The sequence below is a fragment of the Dokdonia sp. Asnod3-C12 genome (assembly GCF_045063975.1).
Classification (GTDB): Bacteria; Bacteroidota; Bacteroidia; order Flavobacteriales; family Flavobacteriaceae; genus Dokdonia.
In genome coordinates this window covers 738,504-759,394 of record NZ_JBEFNY010000003.1, presented here as the reverse complement: position 1 = coordinate 759,394, position 20,891 = coordinate 738,504, and the positions used below count along the sequence as shown (strand labels likewise).

The window sequence follows — 20,891 nt, the reverse complement described above, 5'->3', positions numbered from 1 at the left end:
TAGCCTTGTAAAAGTAATACTTAATCCCGCTCACAGCTATGAACCTGCGTTAAAATAATAGGGAGTAAAATGGTACTTTTACAATCCTAATATACTACTAATGGATATCATATTAAAATACTTTCCTGATCTCACCGAAACTCAAATTGAGCAATTCTCAAAATTGAAGGATTTATACCACGACTGGAACCTTAAAATCAATGTTGTGAGCCGTAAGGATATTGATGAAATATACTTACGTCATGTACTACACTCACTGGGTATTGCAAAGGTACAGAGATTTAATCCTGGAAGTAAAATTCTTGACGTGGGAACTGGAGGAGGATTTCCAGGAGTGCCACTAGCGATACTACACCCAGAGGTGAGTTTTCACCTAGTAGATAGCATTGGTAAAAAAATCAAAGTAGTAAATGAGGTTGTAGAAGGACTTGGTATAACAAATGTAAAGACAACAAATGATCGTGTTGAGACCGTAAAGGATCAATATGACTTTGTAGTTTCTCGTGCAGTAGCCCAAATGGAAACATTTGTACACTGGGTAAAAGGTAGAGTTGCCAAAAAGTCTACTCACGAACTCAAGAATGGAATTCTTTACTTAAAAGGTGGCGATCTTACAGAAGAGCTTCAAAAGTATACGACTACCACCATCTATGAACTTCCTTCATTTTTTGAAGAAGAGTTTTTCGAAACTAAAAAGGTAGTGCACTTACCTATGAAGTTTAAGGGGTAAGACTTTTATAGTCATATATTTAATTCCAAAGTTTATAGTAAGAATGCTTATTATAAATTTTGGAATTTTTTCATTTTAAAACTTTTTTAAATGCACGAGGCAACCTTTTATAAATAGCCTGCGTCTTTATAGATAGAAACCTATCAATCAAGTATGAAAGTCATACAGTTTAATAACGAGAAACAGCTTATTAAAAAAGCTATAAAAGGCAATAGAGATGCTCAACGAGCGCTCTATGAGCAGCACGCGCCTAAGATGCTAAGTGTGTGTCGTTATTATATAAAGGATGTACATCAGGCAGAGGAGGCCATGTGTAATGGTTTTCTTAAAGTATTTACAAAGTTGGATAGTTTTAAAAATGCAGGGAGCTTTGAGGGATGGATACGCAGGATTATGGTAAGGGAAAGCATTTCTTACTTACGTGCGATAAAGAAGTTGTACTTCACAGAAAATGGTGAGATTGAGAGCAACGATGCTATAAGTAATATCCAGACAGATCTCGAGGTGGCACACATCCAGAGTTTAATAGATGATCTGCCAGAGGGATACCGTGTAGTTTTTATAATGTATGCTGTAGAGGGATATAAACACAAGGAGATAGCGACTACGCTAGGAATAAGTGAGAGCACCTCAAAAAGTCAATTGTTTAAGGCAAGGAAGCAATTGCAAGCAAAACTTGAAGAAGAATTAATTAATAATGGGACCAATGAAGTTAGAAGATAATTTTAAAGAAAAGTTGGAAGGTCGCCGTATAGCACCTACCGCATCTGCTTGGGATCGTATAGAGGGTAAACTTGAGACGGAGCAGGGTAAAAAGAAAAATGGCTTGGTGTTCTGGCTTGCTATTGCAGCTAGTTTTATTGCAGGTGTTTTTCTTACAGCTATCATTTTTGGAGGTGATACTGATGGAATAGAAAATCAAATAGTACAAACGCCAGAAACTATTAATAATACCATCGATAAAGAAGATGCAAGTAATATTAATTTAAGGAACACTGAGAACATACAGGTGGTGGAGGTTGTAGAAAAAGATGCTGCAGCAGAGGTGGAGAAGGATGAAGTTACGCTTTCGCGAAAGCGTGATGCGAAGCAAAAAACTAATACTGAAGCTACCAAAACCTATCGCAATAATTATAAGCCAACAGCCACAGTTGCTCCAACTAAAAATAATGCCGTAGCTAAGGTAGATAAGGATAATGACGGAATCGTAAGTGATAAGTCACTTAACAAGGCTTATGTGTCTCAAGAAAATAATGGCGTAACAGTTGTTGATGCAAGTGACCATTCTGTAACGGATGATGAGGTGGATATGCTACTTAAAAATGCACAAACTGAAATAAAGCGACAGGAAATCTATAAAGCACAAACTCCAGTTGTAAATGCAAACGAATTACTGCTAGATGTAGAGGCAGAGGTTGATCCAGACTCTTTTAAAGATAGAATGTTCCGCACGCTCAAAAAAGAATTTAATAGAGCTGTAGAAGCAGTTGCAAATAAAGATAATTAAGAAAATTCATCAATAACGCGCCATCATCGAGCGCACAAAACACAAACAATTATGAAGTCAATTATTAAAATTGCCCTAGCGGCAACAGTGATCATCTTTGCCCAAAATGTACAAGCACAAGAGGTTGAGGAAGTCAAGAAAGAAGTCTCTGGGGATATCGTGAGCCAAGTGTCGGCTCTAGAAAAAAGAAAAGAGCAATTAACAGAAAACTGGAAACAAACACTTAAAAGACGTATTGAATATATAAATGCGCAACAAGAGAAGCTAGATCTAAGCGCAGTAGAAGTAGAGGAGAGAAAAAAAGAAGCAGCAGAAGAAATAGCACTTAATATAGAAAATGAGTTAGCAATTATTGATAATCAAATAGAATTAGTGAAGCGTACCGGACACATGAATCCCTATTATGGAACTTCGGTTGAGATAGGATTAGGAGGTGTTGACCGAGATGGTAATAGAGTATTAGGAGTTGCTGTAAATAGAAATAAACCTGGAGTAACAAATTATGACAGACGCACCTATGGGGAAACCGTTTTTGCATTGGGTCTTAATAATGCGATAAGTGATGATGCAGATATAGGTGATGACTTTTCTATAGGTAAATCTACGTTTGTGGAGTTGGGGTACGCTTGGAAAACGAGAGTTTTTAAAAATTCTGGAGCACTACAGTTTAAGTACGGACTCTCTTTACAGAGCAATTTCTTATCTATTAAGGACAACAGAACTTTAGAAAGCCTAGAAGGAGGAAATACTTTTCAAGAATTTCCATTTGATCTTAAAAAGGCAAAATTTAGAGTGACAAATCTTGTGGTGCCCTTGCATTTTGAATTTGGAGGATGGAAGAAAGAACAGAAGGAAGATTATGTGCGTTACAGAACGGGTGGCAAATTTAGAATGGGAATAGGTGGATATGCAGGGGTGCGCTTAGGAACTCAGCAAAAATTAAAATACAAAGAAAACGGAGACCGTATAAAAACGAAGTCACGTCAAGACTACGACGGTGATAACCTAGTTTACGGACTGTCAAGTTACATAAGAGTAACTGGAGACCTTAGCTTGTATGCTAAGTACGATTTGAGTTCGGCGTTTAAAACGGTAGAGCTAGGAGAGGTAAATAATATTTCTCTTGGATTGCGATTAGACTTATAGGTTCGTTGTTACGCTTTCGCGAAAGCGTGATTAAAAATAATAATAGCTCAGATATTTAAATGTCTGGGCTATTTCTATTTGAGAGTGATTCGATTTTGTGGACAGCTTGCAGCTATTTCTATTGAAAACTGTTGTAATTTGAAGTACTTTTGCAAGCTGCCATTGGCACTTTTAAATAAACACTCTGTACTGCCTTGATATCCAAAGAAACCATAGATAAAGTTTTTGAAACTGCTCGTGTAGAGGAGGTGATAGGCGATTTTGTAGTTCTTAAAAAGTCGGGGTCAAACTTTAAAGGGCTCTCTCCATTTTCTGACGAGCGTACGCCTAGTTTTATGGTGAGTCCTGTGAAGCAAATTTGGAAAGATTTCTCAACAGGTAAAGGAGGATCTGCTGTTTCATTCTTAATGGAACACGAGCATTTTAGCTATCCTGAAGCCATAAAGTACCTTGCCAAAAAGTACAATATTGAGATAGAGGAGACGGAGCGTACAGATGAGCAAAAGGAGGCTGCAAATGAGCGTGAGAGTATGTATCTCGTGAGTGAGTATGCTCGTGATTACTTCCATAAAACAATGCTCAACTCTGAGCGAGGAAAGGCAATAGGTCTTTCATATTTTAAAGAGCGTGGGTTTACTGCGGCGACTATTGAAAAATTTGAGTTAGGTTATAATCCTGATCAATGGGATGCTTTTACAAGTGAGGCAATACGTCAAGGATACAAACTAGATTACCTAGAAAAGACAGGACTATCCATTGTGAAGGAGGAGAAACAATTTGACCGATTTAAGGGTCGAGTAATGTTCCCTATACACTCTATGAGTGGTCGTGTACTTGGTTTTGGGGGTAGAATACTAGATAGTAGTAAGAAAGCTGCAAAGTATCTCAACTCGCCAGAGAGTGATATTTACCATAAGAGTAAAGTGCTTTATGGTATCTATTATGCAAAGCAATCTATAGCAAAGGAAGATAACTGTTACCTAGTAGAAGGCTATACAGATGTAATCCAGATGGTACAGTCTGGAATAGAGAATGTGGTTTCTTCTTCTGGGACAGCGCTTACGCCAGAGCAAATACGATTAGTAAATCGTTTGACAAAAAATATTACGGTTCTCTTTGACGGTGATGCCGCAGGACAGCGAGCTGCACTAAGAGGAATCGATTTGATTCTTGAGCAGGGAATGAACGTAAAGGTGTGTTCTTTTCCAGAGGGTGAGGATCCAGATTCTTTTTCGCGAAAGCATAGTAAAGAAGAAATCGTCGCTTTCTTTGATGAAAATGCAAAAGACTTTATACAGTACAAAGCAAATCTTCTTGTAAAAGAGGCAGCTGGTGATCCTATTAAAAAGGCAGATACTGTGCGTGATATGGTGGAGAGTATTTCAAAAATACCTGATGCCATAAAGCAAGAAATATATGTGCAAGAGTGTGCGCGTATCATGGAGGTTTCTGAAACAGTTCTTTATAATACGCTTGCTCAAATACTTAAAAAAGATAAAAAGGAAACTGTAAAACAAGATCGAGGTAATCAATCACCACCACCAGAATACATGTCTGTGGTGCCAGATGAGATGCCTAATGCTGTTGAGAAGGTTAATGTGCTATATGAACTTGAGCGTAAGCTTATAGAGTCTTTACTTTTATATGGCCAGGTAGAGGAGGATTTTGAAGATCTTGTTCTTAAAGAAAATGAGGATGGTAGTCTTGAGCTAGAGCCTATCATTCATAAGGCGAGAGTTTTTGAGAAGATCTATCTTGATCTTCAAGATGATGAGGTGGAATTTACAAATGACCTCTTCAAGGTGCTCTATGGTAAAATAGTGGCACAAATGCATTTGGATAATAATTTCCAGGTTCAGAACTTTATCAACGAGCTAGCTCCAGAGGAAGCTAGTGAGATATCTAATATTATTCTCAATGATGAGAAGTATGAGCTTCACCGCTGGGATACACGAGAGGTTTATGTGCGTAAGAAAGATACTTCTGTGGGGCAGTTTGTTACCGAAACAGTATTGAGTCTCAGAAAATATCTTATTACAGAAAAGATAAAAGAGTTGATGAATCAAACCAAGGATAGTACAGACAATAAAGAAATTATAAAAGATATTCTCGATTATCAATCTCTCAATACATTGCTAGGTAATAAACTAGGGCGAGTACTATCTGTCTAAACGTGACTGCTCTGTAATAATCTTGCGTGCTTTATAAGCTCTGCAACGTTTTGTGCTTCTAGTTTTTTAAGGAGTCTCATTTTATAAGTACTTACTGTCTTCTCATTAATGTCTAGCTCTGCTGCAATTTCCTTATTGCGCTTTCCATTAGATAATAAGTTTAATACTTCTATCTCTCTACTAGAGAGTTTTTTGTACTTAAATGCTAGTCCTTGTGTTGCGTTACCATCACTTACGAGTCTCTGGCTAAGGGCTTCATTAAGATAGATTCCTCCTCGCTGTACTTGGTTTATGGCATTAAGCACGCGCTGTATAGAAGCGGTCTTTGCTACATAACCAGAAGCACCATATTTTATAGCGCTTAAAGCGTACATCTCTTCTGGATGACAGCTCAATACTAATATCTTGATGTGAGGAAATTCTCTTTTTATAGCCTTTAGTGCAGTAATACTATTGAGGTTGGGGATGTCTATCTCGAGAATGAGGATGTCAATCTCTGTTGTAGTCAGGGTGTTAAGAAGGTCATTACCATCGTTAACATGTCCTATAACTTCATAGTTCCCTTCCGCGAGAAGTATGGAAGTAATTCCTTTACGCGTTATTGGGTGGTGGTCTGCTATTAAAACTTTGTTCATTAGTTATTTTGTTTAACAAGTAATGAAACAAGTGATTGAGGGGTAGTACTTGTTTGTTTGCACTGCAAAGTACGCTCAATTGTTTATAGTTTTAACCTTTTTGATGATTTATTCGTTCAAATACCTACTTTTTTAGGTTAACGGGGATATTGCAGACCGGTATAGGGTTCATTTTGTGCAAATTGGCAGTGTTTAATTTCTTATAAAGATCAAAAACTCGTCGTTGTTCTGTAGTGAAAGCTTCAACAGTTTTGTTATTATCACCACTCTTAAGTAACTCATCTTGATGCATTGCCCATTCAAGTTGGTCATAAGTTGCGCCGATTTGATCTTCATCCGTACGATCATCTCCCCATAAGCCATCGGTTGGAGCTGCGTTCTGTATACTTTCTGGAACGCCAACTGCTGCTGCAAGTTCAAAAACTTCAGATTTCATAAGGTCTGCAATAGGGCTGAGGTCAACGCCGCCATCACCATACTTTGTGTAAAATCCTACGCCAAAGTCTTCTACTTTATTACCTGTACCAGCAACGAGGTATTTATGAAGACCCGCAAAATAATATAAGGTACTCATACGAAGTCTAGCTCTTGTGTTTGCTAGGCTTAGATTGAGCTGCTCGCTGTCTTCTGCGGTTGGGACTGCGCTTTTCAATTGTTCAAAGGTTTCTGTAAGATTAACCTCTAAGCTCGAGACATTTGCAAAACGCTTTTTGAGCTGGTTGATATGCTCCTTAGCACGAGTTACCTGGCGCTCATCTTGATGTATAGGCATTTCTACACAGAGAACACGTAGTCCAGTTTTTGCACAAAGTGTTGAGGTAAGTGCACTATCAATACCGCCACTTATACCTATTACAAAGCCAGTCATTCGGGCGTTTGTTGCATATTCTTTAAGCCAGTTTACAATGTGGTCTACTACTTTATCGGTTTGCATAGGTTGCTCTGTTTTGAAGTGCTTTAAATTGGTACTTTTGTATCCTTAAATGTATGAAATATACACTTTAAGAAAAGGACTCGCTTTTCTTGAATATAAAGATACAAACTCTATGAATAAAATACTTATAATTCTGTCATTGCTGGTATGCCTTACTAGTTGTACAGAAGACACAAAGACTCCACCAGAAATCAAAGCAATGTCTGTAGATATGAAGGTGAGAAGATTTGATCAACTGTTTGCAGCTGCTTCAAAGGAAGATCTAGCGCCACTAAAAGCAGAGTTTCCGTATTTGTTTTCAAAAAAATTTCCTGATGAGTACTGGGCACAACGTTTTACAGATACTATACAGCTAGAAATTAACGAGGAGATTGCAAAAGTATTTCCGGATTTTGAGAGTGAAAAAGCTTCTATAGAAGATCTTTTTCGTCATATTAAGTATTACTTCCCAGAAACTACAGTTCCTAAGATTGTAACCTTAACGACAGAGGTAGATTATAGAAATAAAGTGGTACTTGCAGACAGCCTCTTGTTAATAGGATTAGATACGTACTTAGGTGCAGACCATCATTTTTATGTAGGTATTCCAAAATTTCAAAGCAAGAATTTTAGAAAAGAGCAGATGCCAGTTGATATAGCAGCTGCATTTGCAAAAACTAAAGCTAATAGATTACGTCAAAAGGATTTCCTTTCTGAGATCATACATGAAGGTAAAAAACTATACCTCATGCAGCTATTGCTTAGTGAGACACCTGCACATGAAATATTAGGTTATACACCTGAGGAGTTACTGTTTGCACAAGAAAATGAAAAAAATATGTGGGAGTTCTTTGTGAAAAACGAACTATTATATAGTACAGATAGAAAGCTTTTAAGTCGTTTTATTAATCCAGCGCCTTTCTCAAAATTCTATCTTTCCTTTGACAATGAGACACCTGGTCGAGTGGGGAGATATATAGGTCATGAGATTGTAAAATCATATATGGATAACAACGATGTGTCGCTTAAAGTCTTATTGAATCAAGATGCAACTATTATCTTTGCAAACGCAAAATACAAACCCTAAGGAATGGCTAAGAAAGAAAAATCTGAAATTAAAATAGCAATCGAACTTGATGAGAATCGTGTTCCAGAGAGTATGGCTTGGACTGCACGTGATGGTGGAGTAGCAAACGAGGAAGCAAAAGCAATGCTTCTTTCTTTATGGGATCCTAATCAAAAGGAAACTGTACGTATTGATTTATGGACAAAAGATATGCCTGTAGATGAAATGCAGCAATTTTTCCATCAAGTGCTTGTGGGTATGACAGAGTCTTTTCGTCGTGCTACAAATGATGAGAAAATGGCAGATACTATGAAAGATTTTGCAGATTATTTTGCAGAACACCTTGACCTTGAAGATAAAAAGTAAGCTTCACAAACTATTGTTTGTGTACAACGCAAACTCTGGCGCAATAAACGCCATTTTAGACGCAGCTCATAAAGTGGTGCGTCCACAAACTTATCAATGTGCACTCTGTGAGATTACTCATGGAGTGTTTAAGGAAAAGGAGGAATGGTTACGCTTTCGCGAAAGCGTACATACTCCATTAGAATTTCTTCACAAGGATGAGTTTTTAAAAGCTTATAAGTCAAAGTGGTTGCCTAAGTATGAGTTTCCCTTGGTGCTAGCGGTTACAGAAGCTGGTCTGGAAGTTGTAATAAGTGCAGATGCATTTGCTGGTATTGCATCTTCTCAAGAACTTATTGAGCAAGTCAATAAAATTATAGAATCCTATTAGTTGACCTAGTTATTAGTAGCCCGGCTTTAGGTTTTCGTTGAGGTCTTCTATGTAGCCTAAAATTTCATCTTGACCATCACCATGAGATGCGCTGCTCACGAAGTATTTAGGAAATTCCCACCATACGCCATCAAGCATAATTTTCTTGTAGACTTCTATATTACGTTCTAGTGCTTGTGGACGTAGCTTATCTGCTTTGGTAAAAATGATAGAGAATGGAATCTCTTTTTCGCCTAAATATTCCATAAATTCCATGTCTATTTTTTGAGGCTCGTGACGACAATCTACAAGCACAAAGGCAGAGATCATTTGCTCGCGTTGCTCAAAGTAATCTGTAATGAATTTTTGGAAGTATTTTTTATCTTTCTTAGATACACGAGCATATCCGTAACCAGGTAAATCTACGAGGTGCCAGTTTTCGTTAATCAAGAAGTGATTAATAAGCTGTGTCTTACCAGGTCTCCCAGATGTTTTTGCCAGACTCTTACGGTTAGTAAGCATATTAATAAGCGAAGACTTTCCTACATTAGAACGGCCTATAAAGGCGTATTCTGGGATGCGAGTGTTAGGACACTTTGTGACTTCGGAGTTACTTACTACAAAAGAGGCAGACTTGATTTTCATATCGCAAAAATAGTAATGTAATCGTTTAATAAAGAATATGAAGCACATTATATGCTCAAAGCACTAATAAAGACCTAGCGCTTTTAGTGAATTTATGTAATAGCTGTATGTAGATACCGAATTGAGGCTTTTTAAAACTCTCTTTGTTTAAGCCACTTCAACAAGATGTCGTTAAACTCTGTTGGTTTTTCCATCATAGCTGCATGACCACATTCCTCTATCCAAAACAGATCTGAGTCTGGAAGTAGTTTATTAAAATCTTCTGCAACCTCCGGTGGTGTAACACCATCTTGACGTCCCCAGATAATACAAGTAGGTGTATTCATGTCTGGAAGGTCTTGTGCCATGTTATGACGTATTGCGCTTTTTGCTATAGCAAGCGTCTTAAGTAATTTGTTGCGATCGTTTACTGTATCATATACTTCGTCTACTATTTCCTTAGTAGCACACTCTGGATTGTAAAATACCCCTTGTGCTTTCTTTTTGATGTATTCATAATCTCCACGCTTAGGGTAGCTTTCTCCCATTGCACTTTCATAAAGTCCAGAGCTGCCTGTGATTACAAGAGCCTTTACTTTTTCTGGAGACATTTTTGTGTGATACAGTCCCACATGACCACCCATAGAATTACCTAGAAGAATTACTTCTTCATAGCCTTTCATTTCAATAAACTCATCAAGATACTTTGCAAACGATTTTACCCCTGTTTTGATAAGAGGCATCGTGTATACTGGAAGTTCAGGAATTACCACTTTATACCCATTTTCCGAGAAATGAGAAGTCACTGCATCAAAATTACTCAAGCCTCCCATTAAACCATGTAGAATGATAATTGGTGTCCCTTCGCCTTTTTCGAGATAAGTAAATTTCCCTTCGGTAATTAAGTCGTGTTTCATAAAAGTGGTTAGTAATCGGTACAAGCAAATATAGTTATTTCGGTTTTGATTAGTTGCTCTTTTTTTACAATGGTCTTAATGCATGATACTGAGCATTTTTAAGGTTATAACAAGTTGTTTTGGTGCGCTTTCGCGAAAGCAAAAAAAGAAAATTAAGCTCAAAATAGAAAAAAATAAAAAATTCTACTCATCAACATATTGTTAACAAGTGGAGGAAGGTGGTACAACTTATCAACAAAGTGGTAGAATGTGGTAAAAAGTGGTAATATTTGCGCTATATTTGAGTTAATACATAAAAACTAACCTTTCTCGAGTGATTAACCTCATTGGAACATACGAATGTAAAATAGACGCTAAGGGCCGACTCATGTTGCCTCAAGCGTTTAAAAAGCAGCTGGCTCCTATCCTTCAGGATGGTTTTGTGCTTAAGCGCGCTGTGTTTCAAAAGTGCCTTGAGTTATATCCTATTGCAGAGTGGAACACGCTAAGTGCAAAGGTGAATAAGCTTAATCGTTTTAATAAGAAGAATGATGAGTTTATACGTCGTTTCAATGCAGGTGTTAAGCCAGTAGAAGTTGATGGGACAGGAAGAGTTTTAGTGTCGAAAGATTTAGGAAATTTTGCAAAACTTGAGAAGTCGATTGTGGTAAATGCTGCTTTCAATATTCTGGAGATTTGGGATAAGGATTTATACGAAAAAGCCATTGATGAGGCAGCAGTAGATTTTGCAGATCTTGCTGAGGAAGTGATGGGAGATAGCGATATACCAGATGGATTATCATAACCCAGTATTATTAAAAGAGACCGTAGATGGTCTCAATATCAAGCCAGATGGCGTCTATGTAGATGTCACCTTTGGTGGTGGTGGTCATTCACGTGAGATTTTGAGTAGGCTAGGTCCTGAGGGCAAACTTTATGGTTTTGATCAAGATGTAGATGCTCAAGAGAATATTATTGAGGATGAGCGATTCACGCTTATTCCAGAAAACTTTAGATACATCAAGCGATTTATGCGTTTTCATGGTGTAAAAAAAGTAGATGGAATTCTTGGTGATTTTGGGGTGAGTTCGCATCAATTTGATGTTGCAGAGCGTGGTTTTTCTACTCGTTTTGAGAGTGATCTCGATATGAGAATGAATCAAAAAGACGCTTTATCTGCTTATAACGTGATCAATGATTATGAGGAGGAAGATTTAAGGCAGGTGTTCTGGCAGTACGGAGAACTTCGTAATGCGCCTAAGCTTGCTAGCACTATTGTGCAAGAGCGCAATAGTCAGTTTATAAAAACAAGTGAGCATCTCAAAAAAGTGTTAGCTCCATTTTTGCCTAAGCATAGAGAACATAAAATACTCGCTCAGATTTATCAGGCAATTCGCATTGAAGTAAATCAAGAGATTGAAGTGCTTAAGGAGTTTTTAATGCAAACAGAGCAACTGCTTGATGCAGGTGGGAGAATAAGCTTGATAAGCTATCACTCGCTTGAAGATCGTCTCGTGAAGAGGTATATAAGAAGTGGGATGTTTGAAGGTGAGCCGGAGAAAGATATGTATGGAAATTTTGAAGTTCCTTTTAAGAAAGTAGGGAAGCTTATTATTCCAGACAATAAAGAGATAAAATTAAACAACAGAGCACGTAGTGCAAAGTTGAGAATCGCTGAAAAACTTTAAGGGACACAGTGAGCAAGTTTAATAATATACTCAAGGGTAAATTTCTAGTAGACGAGGATGCCTTTAAAAACTGGAGGATGATCATCTTTATTTCTGTACTAGCATTAATCATGATTGCTAGTTCGCACAGAGCAGATGAGAAGGTCTATGAGATTGCAAGGTTAAAAGAAGAAGTAGCCGAGCTGAGAAGCGAAGCGGTAGACAGCCGAGTAAATCTCTGGAAGTTAAAAACAAATAGTAGTGTGGCAAGAGCGCTAGAATCAAGAGGAATTAAACCTTCTAGTGTGCCGCCAAAAAAGATAAAAGTAACAACAAAAGAAACAGATTAATAACGTGGCAACCACAGAGAAGCACATATTAAACCGCCTTTATTTCGTCGCTGGATGTATGTTCCTCCTAGCGATCATAATTGCATACAAGCTTATTGCGATTCAGGTGTTTCAGGGTGCTAAGTATCGTGAGCTTGCAACTACTAGCACAGAGAAGATGGTGACCATCCCAGCTACTCGTGGTAATCTTTATGCAGAAGATGGGAGTCTTCTTGCTACTTCACAAATCAAGTACGATATACGATGGGACGCAGTAGCGCCATCTAAGGAAAATTTCAACGAGAATATAGTTGGTCTTTCTAAGGGTCTTTCTGGTGTTTTAGGGAAGCCTCAATCTTATTATGAGAATAGACTACGTAAAGCACGTAATACAAAAAACCGCTACTTATTTATTGCTAGAAAACTGGGCTACGCAGAGTATGTGAAGATTAAGTCTCTACCATTATTTAATAAAGGCCAATTCAGAGGTGGAATTATTATCGAGGAGCATACAGAGCGTGAGCATCCGCTTGAGAAAATGGCAGAGCGTACTGTAGGGTATGAGCGTCAGGATGATAGTGGCTACTACACACGCGTAGGTCTTGAGGGAGCATATGGATATTACTTACGCGGTAAGGAAGGACGTCGTCTTAAGCAAAAGATTGCAAAAGGAGAATGGAAGCCTCTTGGTGTAGGTAATGTAATCGAGCCACGAGATGGTTATGATGTAATCTCAACCATAGATGTAAATATTCAAGATGTAGCGCACAATGCATTATTAGCAAGTCTGCAAAAATATCAAGCAGACCACGGATGCGTGGTCGTTATGGAGACAAAAACTGGTGAGATTAAAGCAATTTCAAATCTAGGTAGAACTCCTGAAGGTAAATACTATGAGCGTCTTAACTATGCAGTAGGCGAGGCGCACGAGCCAGGTTCTACATTTAAGTTGATGTCGATGGTAGCAGCACTTGAGGATAAAGTAATAGACTCAAGTACAGTTTTTGACACAGAAAATGGTCGTGTAAAATTTTATGATCGCACCGCGATAGATTCTAAGCGTGGAGGTTATGGTAAGATAACAGCAGCAAAGGCTTTTGAGCTGAGTAGTAATACGGCTTTCGCCAAAATGATAAACGATAACTACGCGTCAGAGCCAGAAAAGTTTGTAAAACGACTTTTTAATATGGGCCTTAACGATCAATTAGGACTTGAAATTAAAGGAGAAGGAAAGCCGAACTTTCCTTACCCAGGCGATAAAAACTGGTATGGAACCACACTTCCATGGATGGCTTTTGGTTACGGAATAGAGTTAACGCCATTACAGACACTCACTTTCTATAATGCGATAGCAAATAATGGGGAGATGGTAAAGCCTCGCTTTATTAAAGAGGTAAAGGAATGGGATCAAACCATTGAGACTTTTGATAAAGAAGTAATCAATTCTCGTATCGCTTCTCAGGCTACTATTAACGTAGTAAAGGAGATGATGAAAAAAACTGTAGAGCGTGGGACAGCGAGAAATATTTATAGCGAAGAGTTTTCAATGGCTGGAAAGACGGGTACTTGCCAGACGGAGTATTGGATAGAAGCAGGGAGATATATTTCATCATTTGCGGGTTATTTTCCAGCAGATGAGCCTAAGTATTCTTGTATTGTAGTGGTAAACAAACCTAAAAAGTCTCTCGGATTTTACGGAAATATTGTTGCTGCACCCGTATTTAAAGAGATTGCCCAAAAGATTTATACAGACACTCCAGTAATTGATGAGGTGAAGTTGCCTACAGGTAATTCAAAGGTTATTGAGGGAGATTATCAGAAGTATTATGCAAATGTGAATAAAGCACATAGCAAGATGCCTAATGTAAAAGGAATGCCTGGGATGGATGCAATTGCATTACTAGAAAACCTGGGTTTAAAAGTAAATTTTCGCGGAAGCGGAAAAGTAAAAAGTCAGTCTATAAAAGCTGGTGATAAATTAGAGAAGAATAAAACGATCACGCTACAATTATCTTGATACTACTTAAAGACATATTATATAAAGTAACGCTAGAAACTGTGGTGGGTAATACTGCCGTGGCAATTACTAATGTTCATTTTGACTCGCGCAAAGTGTCACTTAATGACGTGTTTGTTGCAGTGCGTGGTACGCAAAGTAATGGTCATGATTACATAGCAAAAGCTGTAAATCAAGGTGCACTAGCGATTATTTGTGAGGAACTTCCAGAGCAAATCGTAAACGGAATAACATACGTTAAGGTTGCAGATACTTCTAGTGCGCTGGCTACAATAGCTTCTAATTTTTATGGAAATCCTTCGGCTAACTTAAAGCTCATTGGTATTACGGGAACTAATGGTAAGACGACTATCGCTAGTTTGTTATACCAACTGTTTCAAAAAGCAGGTTATAAAACAGGATTGCTTTCTACGGTGAAGATTTTAGTAGATAAGACTGAGTATAAAGCGACGCATACTACTCCAGATAGTTTAACAATAAACAAATATCTGGCAGAGATGTCTGAGGCAGGCGTAGAGTATTGTTTTATGGAGGTGAGTTCACATGGGATTCATCAAAAGCGAACAGAAGGCTTGCGTTTTGAGGGAGGAATATTTACAAACCTATCTCACGATCATCTAGATTACCACGACACCTTTGCAGAATATAGGGACGTAAAAAAGAAATTTTTTGATGAGTTACCTAAAACTGCTTTTGCACTTGTAAACACAGATGACAAGAATGGGGCGGTAATGGTTCAAAATACTAAGGCAAAGAAAGTAACCTACGCCTTAAAGTCATATGCAGATTATAAAGCGCAGATTTTAGAAAACCAATTGTCTGGATTATTACTTAAAATTCAAGATCAAGAAGTTTGGGTAAAGCTTATAGGGTCATTTAATGCTTATAATTTACTAGCAATTTTTGCAACTGCAGAGCTTTTGGGGCTTGATCAAATAGAGGCGCTTAAGCTCCTAAGTGAGTTAGAAAGCGTATCAGGTCGATTTCAGTATTTTATTTCTGAAGGGAATGTGACAGCAATTGTAGATTATGCACACACCCCAGATGCACTTAAAAATGTGCTAGAGACCATAAATGATATCCGCACTAAAAATGAGGAGCTCATTACAGTGGTAGGAGCTGGTGGAGATAGAGATACTACAAAGCGGCCTAAAATGGGGCATATTGCAAGTGCGCTGAGTACAAAGACAATTATCACAAGTGATAATCCGCGCTCAGAAAAGCCAGAAGCAATTATCGAGCAAGTAGAAGCAGGTGTTGAGCCTATCAATTACAAAAAGATTTTATCTATCACAGACAGAAAGCAAGCTATAAAAACAGCTTGCCAACTAGCAAATCCAGGAGATATAATTCTAATCGCAGGTAAAGGTCATGAGACTTACCAAGAGATAATGGGAGAGCGATTTGATTTTGACGATTATAAAATAGTACAAGAAACCCTTAAACAACTTAATAAGTAATGCTGTATCATCTTTTTCAATGGTTAGACGAAGCTTATAACTTGCCTGGAGCAGGGTTGTTTCAGTTCAGTACGTTTCGTGCTGCGCTTGCTGTATTAATATCGTTAGGACTTTCTACTATTTATGGAGAGCGCATTATTAAGCTCTTGCAGCGCAAGCAAATGGGAGAGCAAATACGCGATTTAGGTCTGGAAGGTCAGGCAGAGAAAGCAGGTACTCCTACTATGGGAGGTCTTATTATTATAGGTGCTACGTTGATCCCTGTATTGCTATTGGGTGACTTGCAAAACATATATATCCTCCTTCTTATCGTTACAACAGTATGGATGGGCATCATAGGCTTCTTAGATGATTATAAGAAGAAAATGCAAAAAAATAAGGACGGACTTGCTGGTAAGTACAAGGTAATAGGTCAGGTAGGATTAGGAATCATCGTGGGAGCAACGATGTTCTTTCATAGTGATATCACCATCCGTGAAGAAATCAAGCAAACTGCTGGTACAGAAAAAGTAGAAATTACTACTGTAAGAGGAGATGCGAAATTTGATGAAGCGCATAAAAGTTTAAAAACTACCATACCATTTGTCAAGGATAACGAGCTTAATTATGAAACAATCCTCACAAGCATTAACGAAGATTGGAAAGGATATGCGTGGATCATATTTATACCTATTGTAATATTTATAATCACGGCGGTTTCTAATGGTGCAAACCTCACTGATGGTATTGACGGCCTGGCGGCAGGAACAAGCGCGATTATTGTACTTACTCTCGGAATTTTTGCATTTATATCTGGTAACATCATTTTTAGTGATTACCTCAATGTGATGTATATCCCAGGTACTGGTGAGATGCTCATATTTATTGCTGCCTTTGTAGGAGCACTTATTGGGTTCTTATGGTACAATGCTTATCCAGCACAAGTTTTTATGGGAGACACAGGTAGTCTTACTATAGGAGGAATTATTGCTGTGCTTGCTATTGCAACTAGAAAAGAATGGCTCATCCCAATACTATGCGGAATTTTCTTAATGGAGAATCTTTCGGTGGTGTTGCAGGTGGGATATTTTAAATACACAAAGAAGAAATTTGGTGAAGGTAGGCGCATCTTTTTGATGTCTCCATTACATCACCATTATCAAAAGAAAGGTATCCACGAGAGTAAAATTGTTTCTAGATTTTGGATTGTAGGGATTTTACTGGCAGTGCTTTCTATTATAACATTAAAAATTAGATAATCACGCTTTCGCGAAAGCATAAAAAATGAAGAAACGATTAGTCATATTAGGAGCCGGTGAGTCTGGCGTAGGAACTGCCATTTTAGGTAAGGCCAAAGGGTATGATGTATTCTTATCTGATTTTGGAAAAATTAAAGATCACTATAAAGATATACTCATTGCCGAAGATTTTGCTTGGGAAGAAGAAGGGCATACAGAAGCACTTATTCTCAATGCAGATATAGTAATGAAGAGTCCTGGGATACCAGGCAAAGCACCTATTGTGCAAAAGCTGTTAGAAAAAGGAGTGCTTGTAATCTCTGAGATAGAATTTGCTACTCAATATACAGACGCTACAATTGTTGGTATTACTGGAAGTAATGGTAAGACTACAACAACAATGCTTACTGGATTTATTCTAAAGCAAGCGGGAATAAATCTAGGTGTTGCAGGTAATATAGGTGACAGCTATGCAAAGATGGTGGCGCAGAAGGAGATTGATACGTATGTGCTAGAAATAAGCAGTTTTCAGCTAGATGGAATCGCAGATTTTGCACCACATATTGCAGTGGTATTAAATGTGACGCCAGATCATTTAGACCGATACGATTATAAGTTTGAAAATTACATTGCTTCAAAATTTAGAATAGCAATGAACCAAAAAGAAACAGATTATCTCATCTACGATGCAGATGACCCTGTGAGTGTAGACTGGCTCAAAAAACATCCAGTCAAATCAAAATTATTGCCTTTTTCACTTGATAAAGAATTTGAAAATGGCGCATTTATAAAAGATAATAACCTAACAGTACAACTCGATAATAACACCTTTAACATGGCTACAAATAACCTCGCTTTAAAAGGGCAACACAATAAGAAAAATGCAATGGCTGCCTCAACTGTAGCAAATCTATTAAATATCCGTAAGGCTACTATACGTGAGAGTCTAGAAGGTTTTCAAGGAGTTGAGCATAGATTAGAGCAGGTGCTTAAGATTAATAATGTACAATACATTAATGACAGTAAAGCTACTAATGTAAACGCAACATTTTATGCTTTGGATAGTATGAGCGAGCCTACTGTTTGGATTGTAGGTGGCGTAGATAAGGGTAATGATTACCGTGATTTATATCCACTTGTGAACGAGAAGGTAAAAGCCATTATCTGTTTAGGTGTTGATAATGCAAAATTGATGAGTCATTTCGGTAACATGGTAGATATTATTGTAGAGACACCATCTATGACAGAGGCTGTGAAAATAGCTTATAAAGTTTCTGAGCGTGGAGATAACGTGTTGCTTTCTCCTGCTTGTGCAAGTTTTGACTTATTTGATAATTATGAAGATCGCGGCCGCCAGTTTAAGGAGGCTGTACGTAACCTTTAATTCTGATTTGAAAGCTGATTGTACTTCATTCCCCCGTGTAAGGCAATCAGCTTATCAGAATTTATAAGCTTAAGAAACCGAATAACAAATAATTACTAAGCGTTGAGTACCACATTTAAAAACATATTTGCAGGATTACAAGGTGACAAGACTATATGGGCTATTGTTGCCCTTCTTGCGTTGTTTTCTTTTTTACCTGTGTACAGCGCTGCAAGTAACCTAGCATATATTAAAGGTGACGGAAATACGGTGAGGTTTCTTATCAAGCATGGCATGCACTTAGTATTAGGATTTGCAATGTTATATGGGGTTCATAAAATACCGCATCATTACTTTAAGGGTCTCTCCTTTATTGCGCTTCCAGTTGTGATCATATTGCTCATAGTTACACTCGCTCAGGGAACCACCATGGGTGGAGCAAATGCAAGTCGATGGATTAAAATTCCTATTCTGGGTGTTGGTTTTCAGACTTCCACATTTGCAGGTGTTGTCTTAATGGTTTATGTAGCGAGGTACCTAGCAAAAATTAAAGATACCGTGGTTACGTTTAAGGAAACTATTGTGCCGTTATGGTTGCCAGTGGCTGCTGTTCTTGCACTAATACTTCCAGCAAACTTTTCTACTACTGCGATTATTGCAGCAATGGTGGTTGCTCTAGTATTTCTGGGAGGCTATCCATTAAAATATTTAGGTATTGTTATTGCAACTGGCGTTGTTGCGCTTTTATTCTTTGTGTTATTAGCAAAAGCTTTTCCAGGCGTATTTCCTAACCGTGTAGACACGTGGATAAGCCGTGTAGAAAATTTTGCAAATAACGAAGTAGACGCAGATGCAGATTACCAAATCGAAAAAGCAAAAATTGCCATAGCCTCAGGCGGAGTAATTGGTCTAGGTCCAGGAAAAAGTGTTCAGAAAAACTTCTTACCACAATCATCTTCAGATTTTATATATGCAATAATTGTAGAGGAGTTTGGTCTTGCGGGAGCAGGATTCTTACTGTTTTTATACATGTTGCTTTTATTTAGAATTACGGTAGTTGCTCATAAAGCAGAGACCGTTTTTGCAAAGCTAGTTGTGGTAGGTGTAGGATTACCTATTGTTTTTCAGGCTTTAATAAATATGGCAGTTGCAGTAGAGTTATTTCCTGTTACTGGTCAAACATTACCACTAGTTAGTAGTGGAGGTACTTCTATATGGATGACCTGTCTGGCTGTAGGGATTGTACTTAGTGTAAGTGCAAAGCGAGCGCCAGTTGTGCCAAAAGAAGAGAGTGAGTTAAACCCTTTAGATATTCTTAGTGAAGCATTATAAAGTCATATTATCTGGAGGAGGAACAGGAGGTCATATCTATCCTGCTATTGCTATTGCAAAGGAAATCCAGCGCCGTCATCCTGACGCGCAATTTCTATTTGTAGGAGCGAGTGATCGCATGGAAATGGAAAAAGTACCGCAAGCAGGTTTTGAAATAGAAGGATTGTGGATAGCCGGTATACAGCGCAAGCTTACGGTAGATAATCTTATGTTTCCGTTTAAGCTCATTAGTAGCTTGATGAAATCTCGCAAGATTATAAAGAAATTTAAGCCAGACGTCGTAATAGGTACTGGCGGCTTTGCAAGTGGGCCATTGCTTAAGATGGCTACCATTGCAGGGATACCGGCAGTGATTCAAGAGCAAAATAGCTATGCAGGTATTACAAATAAACTGTTAGGTAAGTCTGTGAGGAAAGTATGTGTGGCATATGATGATATGCAGCGCTTTTTCCCATCAGAGCATATTGTGAAGACAGGAAATCCTGTTCGTGCAGATTTATTAGATATAGAAAGTAAACGTAGTACCGCTTTCGCGAAATATGATTTGTCTCATAGTTCAAAGGTGGTATTAATCATAGGAGGAAGTCTAGGTGCAAGAGCTATAAATGAATTGATAGAGAAGCAACTCCCATTTTTTAAACGCAAAGGAGTACAGGTTTTATGGCAAACTGGTAAACTGTATTATGATAAGTACAAACATCATCAAGCAGATGGTGTTCAGGTAATGGCATACATCGACCAGATGGATATGGCTTATGCAGCAGCAGATATTATTATCTCTAGAGCAGGAGCGGGATCTGTATCAGAATTATGTGTTGTAGGAAAGGCGACCATTTTTATCCCTTCTCCAAACGTTGCCGAGGATCACCAGACTAAAAATGCGCAAGCTATCGAGAAGACGGGTGCTGCAATTTTAATAGCAGAAAAAGACCTCGACAAAAAATTTGAGCTTGTTTTTAAGGGGCTACTCAACGATGAGAAAGTTTGCTTTGAGCTAGGAAGAAAAATTAAAACACTTGCATTGCCAAATGCCACAGCAGACATTGTGGATGAGGTAGAGCAATTATTGAAATAATAATTTGAAAACATAACAACCGTAGTTT

Annotated in this window: 21 protein-coding genes; 17 read left to right on the top strand and 4 right to left on the bottom strand. The window is 38.1% G+C overall.

Annotated features, from left to right (window positions below; all coding sequences use genetic code 11):
* Window positions 1-100: 100 nt before the first annotated feature.
* The 5 genes from rsmG to dnaG all read left to right on the top strand — a co-directional run bounded on the left by rsmG (window position 101) and on the right by dnaG (window position 5,554).
* Complete coding sequence (gene rsmG / locus ACJJVW_RS03495; RefSeq protein WP_108876856.1) at window positions 101-730, top strand: 16S rRNA (guanine(527)-N(7))-methyltransferase RsmG; 630 nt, start codon at window positions 101-103, stop codon at window positions 728-730.
* Between the two features lie 153 nt (window positions 731-883).
* Window positions 884-1,453, top strand: a complete 570-nt coding sequence (locus tag ACJJVW_RS03490) for an RNA polymerase sigma factor (RefSeq protein WP_405250782.1) — start codon at window positions 884-886, stop codon at window positions 1,451-1,453.
* Entirely contained in the window at window positions 1,437-2,237 is an 801-nt protein-coding gene (locus ACJJVW_RS03485; RefSeq protein WP_405250781.1) for a hypothetical protein, read from the top strand. Before ACJJVW_RS03490 ends, ACJJVW_RS03485 begins: the two co-directional genes overlap by 17 nt.
* 51 nt (window positions 2,238-2,288) lie before the next feature.
* Window positions 2,289-3,383: a hypothetical protein gene (locus ACJJVW_RS03480; protein ID WP_405250780.1), complete on the top strand. Its 1,095-nt coding sequence runs from the start codon at window positions 2,289-2,291 to the stop codon at window positions 3,381-3,383.
* Window positions 3,384-3,577: 194 nt separating this feature from the next.
* Complete coding sequence (gene dnaG / locus ACJJVW_RS03475) at window positions 3,578-5,554, top strand: DNA primase (protein WP_339848194.1); 1,977 nt, start codon at window positions 3,578-3,580, stop codon at window positions 5,552-5,554.
* On the opposite strand, the gene ACJJVW_RS03470 is transcribed toward dnaG, so the two are convergent.
* Window positions 5,551-6,189 carry a response regulator transcription factor gene (locus ACJJVW_RS03470; protein WP_013751366.1) on the bottom strand — a complete coding sequence of 213 codons (639 nt, stop codon included), beginning with the start codon at window positions 6,187-6,189 and terminating at the stop codon, window positions 5,551-5,553. The genes dnaG and ACJJVW_RS03470 overlap by 4 nt on opposite strands.
* A 124-nt stretch (window positions 6,190-6,313) precedes the next feature.
* Window positions 6,314-7,123 (bottom strand): NAD(+) synthase, encoded by an 810-nt coding sequence (gene nadE, locus ACJJVW_RS03465; protein WP_013751367.1) that lies wholly within the window; start codon window positions 7,121-7,123, stop codon window positions 6,314-6,316.
* Between the two features lie 112 nt (window positions 7,124-7,235).
* Here nadE and gldB point away from each other — a divergent pair, with 112 nt between their 5' ends.
* The 3 genes from gldB to ACJJVW_RS03450 are packed head-to-tail and all read left to right on the top strand — an operon-like array spanning window position 7,236 to window position 8,904.
* Window positions 7,236-8,189 carry a gliding motility lipoprotein GldB gene (gene gldB, locus ACJJVW_RS03460; RefSeq protein ID WP_405250779.1) on the top strand — a complete coding sequence of 318 codons (954 nt, stop codon included), beginning with the start codon at window positions 7,236-7,238 and terminating at the stop codon, window positions 8,187-8,189.
* Window positions 8,190-8,192: 3 nt separating this feature from the next.
* Entirely contained in the window at window positions 8,193-8,534 is a 342-nt protein-coding gene (gene gldC, locus ACJJVW_RS03455; protein WP_013751369.1) for a gliding motility protein GldC, read from the top strand.
* Window positions 8,535-8,553: 19 nt separating this feature from the next.
* Window positions 8,554-8,904 carry a GTPase gene (locus tag ACJJVW_RS03450; RefSeq protein WP_405250778.1) on the top strand — a complete coding sequence of 117 codons (351 nt, stop codon included), beginning with the start codon at window positions 8,554-8,556 and terminating at the stop codon, window positions 8,902-8,904.
* 12 nt (window positions 8,905-8,916) lie between these two features.
* Here the strand turns inward: ACJJVW_RS03450 and yihA are convergent, their stop codons facing one another.
* Window positions 8,917-9,528 (bottom strand): ribosome biogenesis GTP-binding protein YihA/YsxC, encoded by a 612-nt coding sequence (yihA, locus tag ACJJVW_RS03445; protein WP_013751371.1) that lies wholly within the window; start codon window positions 9,526-9,528, stop codon window positions 8,917-8,919.
* A gap of 131 nt (window positions 9,529-9,659) precedes the next feature.
* Window positions 9,660-10,424: an alpha/beta fold hydrolase gene (locus ACJJVW_RS03440; RefSeq protein ID WP_108876845.1), complete on the bottom strand. Its 765-nt coding sequence runs from the start codon at window positions 10,422-10,424 to the stop codon at window positions 9,660-9,662.
* Window positions 10,425-10,737: 313 nt separating this feature from the next.
* Between ACJJVW_RS03440 and mraZ the strand changes: the two genes are divergently transcribed.
* The 9 genes from mraZ to murG all read left to right on the top strand — a co-directional run bounded on the left by mraZ (window position 10,738) and on the right by murG (window position 20,863).
* A complete protein-coding gene (gene mraZ, locus ACJJVW_RS03435; RefSeq protein ID WP_298328768.1) occupies window positions 10,738-11,208 on the top strand; it encodes a division/cell wall cluster transcriptional repressor MraZ in 471 nt (156 codons plus the stop codon).
* Window positions 11,195-12,091: a 16S rRNA (cytosine(1402)-N(4))-methyltransferase RsmH gene (gene rsmH, locus ACJJVW_RS03430; RefSeq protein ID WP_405250777.1), complete on the top strand. Its 897-nt coding sequence runs from the start codon at window positions 11,195-11,197 to the stop codon at window positions 12,089-12,091. The genes mraZ and rsmH overlap by 14 nt, the downstream gene beginning before the upstream one ends.
* 8 nt (window positions 12,092-12,099) lie before the next feature.
* On the top strand, window positions 12,100-12,420 hold the full coding sequence (locus ACJJVW_RS03425) for an FtsL-like putative cell division protein (protein WP_405250776.1): 321 nt from the start codon (window positions 12,100-12,102) through the stop codon (window positions 12,418-12,420).
* A gap of 4 nt (window positions 12,421-12,424) precedes the next feature.
* Window positions 12,425-14,416 (top strand): penicillin-binding protein, encoded by a 1,992-nt coding sequence (locus tag ACJJVW_RS03420; RefSeq protein ID WP_298328755.1) that lies wholly within the window; start codon window positions 12,425-12,427, stop codon window positions 14,414-14,416.
* The gene (locus tag ACJJVW_RS03415; RefSeq protein WP_405250775.1) at window positions 14,413-15,876 is read left to right on the top strand and encodes a UDP-N-acetylmuramoyl-L-alanyl-D-glutamate--2,6-diaminopimelate ligase; all 1,464 of its coding nucleotides are present in this window, start codon (window positions 14,413-14,415) and stop codon (window positions 15,874-15,876) included. The genes ACJJVW_RS03420 and ACJJVW_RS03415 overlap by 4 nt, the downstream gene beginning before the upstream one ends.
* Entirely contained in the window at window positions 15,876-17,114 is a 1,239-nt protein-coding gene (gene mraY, locus ACJJVW_RS03410) for a phospho-N-acetylmuramoyl-pentapeptide-transferase (RefSeq protein WP_339848182.1), read from the top strand. The genes ACJJVW_RS03415 and mraY overlap by 1 nt, the downstream gene beginning before the upstream one ends.
* Before the next feature lie 25 nt (window positions 17,115-17,139).
* Complete coding sequence (gene murD, locus ACJJVW_RS03405) at window positions 17,140-18,477, top strand: UDP-N-acetylmuramoyl-L-alanine--D-glutamate ligase (RefSeq protein WP_405250773.1); 1,338 nt, start codon at window positions 17,140-17,142, stop codon at window positions 18,475-18,477.
* A 102-nt stretch (window positions 18,478-18,579) separates the two neighbouring features.
* A complete protein-coding gene (locus tag ACJJVW_RS03400) occupies window positions 18,580-19,788 on the top strand; it encodes an FtsW/RodA/SpoVE family cell cycle protein (protein ID WP_405250772.1) in 1,209 nt (402 codons plus the stop codon).
* On the top strand, window positions 19,775-20,863 hold the full coding sequence (murG, locus tag ACJJVW_RS03395; protein ID WP_405250771.1) for an undecaprenyldiphospho-muramoylpentapeptide beta-N-acetylglucosaminyltransferase: 1,089 nt from the start codon (window positions 19,775-19,777) through the stop codon (window positions 20,861-20,863). The genes ACJJVW_RS03400 and murG overlap by 14 nt, the downstream gene beginning before the upstream one ends.
* Window positions 20,864-20,891: the final 28 nt, after the last annotated feature.

Excerpts from the sequence above, each read along its gene's own strand:
- rsmG (WP_108876856.1), top strand. The coding sequence starts at position 101 with ATGGATATCATATTAAAATACTTTCCTGATCTCACCGAAACTCAAATT.
- ACJJVW_RS03490 (WP_405250782.1), top strand. The coding sequence starts at position 884 with ATGAAAGTCATACAGTTTAATAACGAGAAACAGCTTATTAAAAAAGCT.
- ACJJVW_RS03485 (WP_405250781.1), top strand. The coding sequence starts at position 1,437 with ATGAAGTTAGAAGATAATTTTAAAGAAAAGTTGGAAGGTCGCCGTATA.
- ACJJVW_RS03480 (WP_405250780.1), top strand. The coding sequence starts at position 2,289 with ATGAAGTCAATTATTAAAATTGCCCTAGCGGCAACAGTGATCATCTTT.
- ACJJVW_RS03470 (WP_013751366.1), bottom strand. The coding sequence starts at position 6,189 with ATGAACAAAGTTTTAATAGCAGACCACCACCCAATAACGCGTAAAGGA.
- nadE (WP_013751367.1), bottom strand. The coding sequence starts at position 7,123 with ATGCAAACCGATAAAGTAGTAGACCACATTGTAAACTGGCTTAAAGAA.
- gldB (WP_405250779.1), top strand. The coding sequence starts at position 7,236 with ATGAATAAAATACTTATAATTCTGTCATTGCTGGTATGCCTTACTAGT.
- gldC (WP_013751369.1), top strand. The coding sequence starts at position 8,193 with ATGGCTAAGAAAGAAAAATCTGAAATTAAAATAGCAATCGAACTTGAT.
- yihA (WP_013751371.1), bottom strand. The coding sequence starts at position 9,528 with ATGAAAATCAAGTCTGCCTCTTTTGTAGTAAGTAACTCCGAAGTCACA.
- ACJJVW_RS03440 (WP_108876845.1), bottom strand. The coding sequence starts at position 10,424 with ATGAAACACGACTTAATTACCGAAGGGAAATTTACTTATCTCGAAAAA.
- rsmH (WP_405250777.1), top strand. The coding sequence starts at position 11,195 with ATGGATTATCATAACCCAGTATTATTAAAAGAGACCGTAGATGGTCTC.
- mraY (WP_339848182.1), top strand. The coding sequence starts at position 15,876 with ATGCTGTATCATCTTTTTCAATGGTTAGACGAAGCTTATAACTTGCCT.
- murD (WP_405250773.1), top strand. The coding sequence starts at position 17,140 with ATGAAGAAACGATTAGTCATATTAGGAGCCGGTGAGTCTGGCGTAGGA.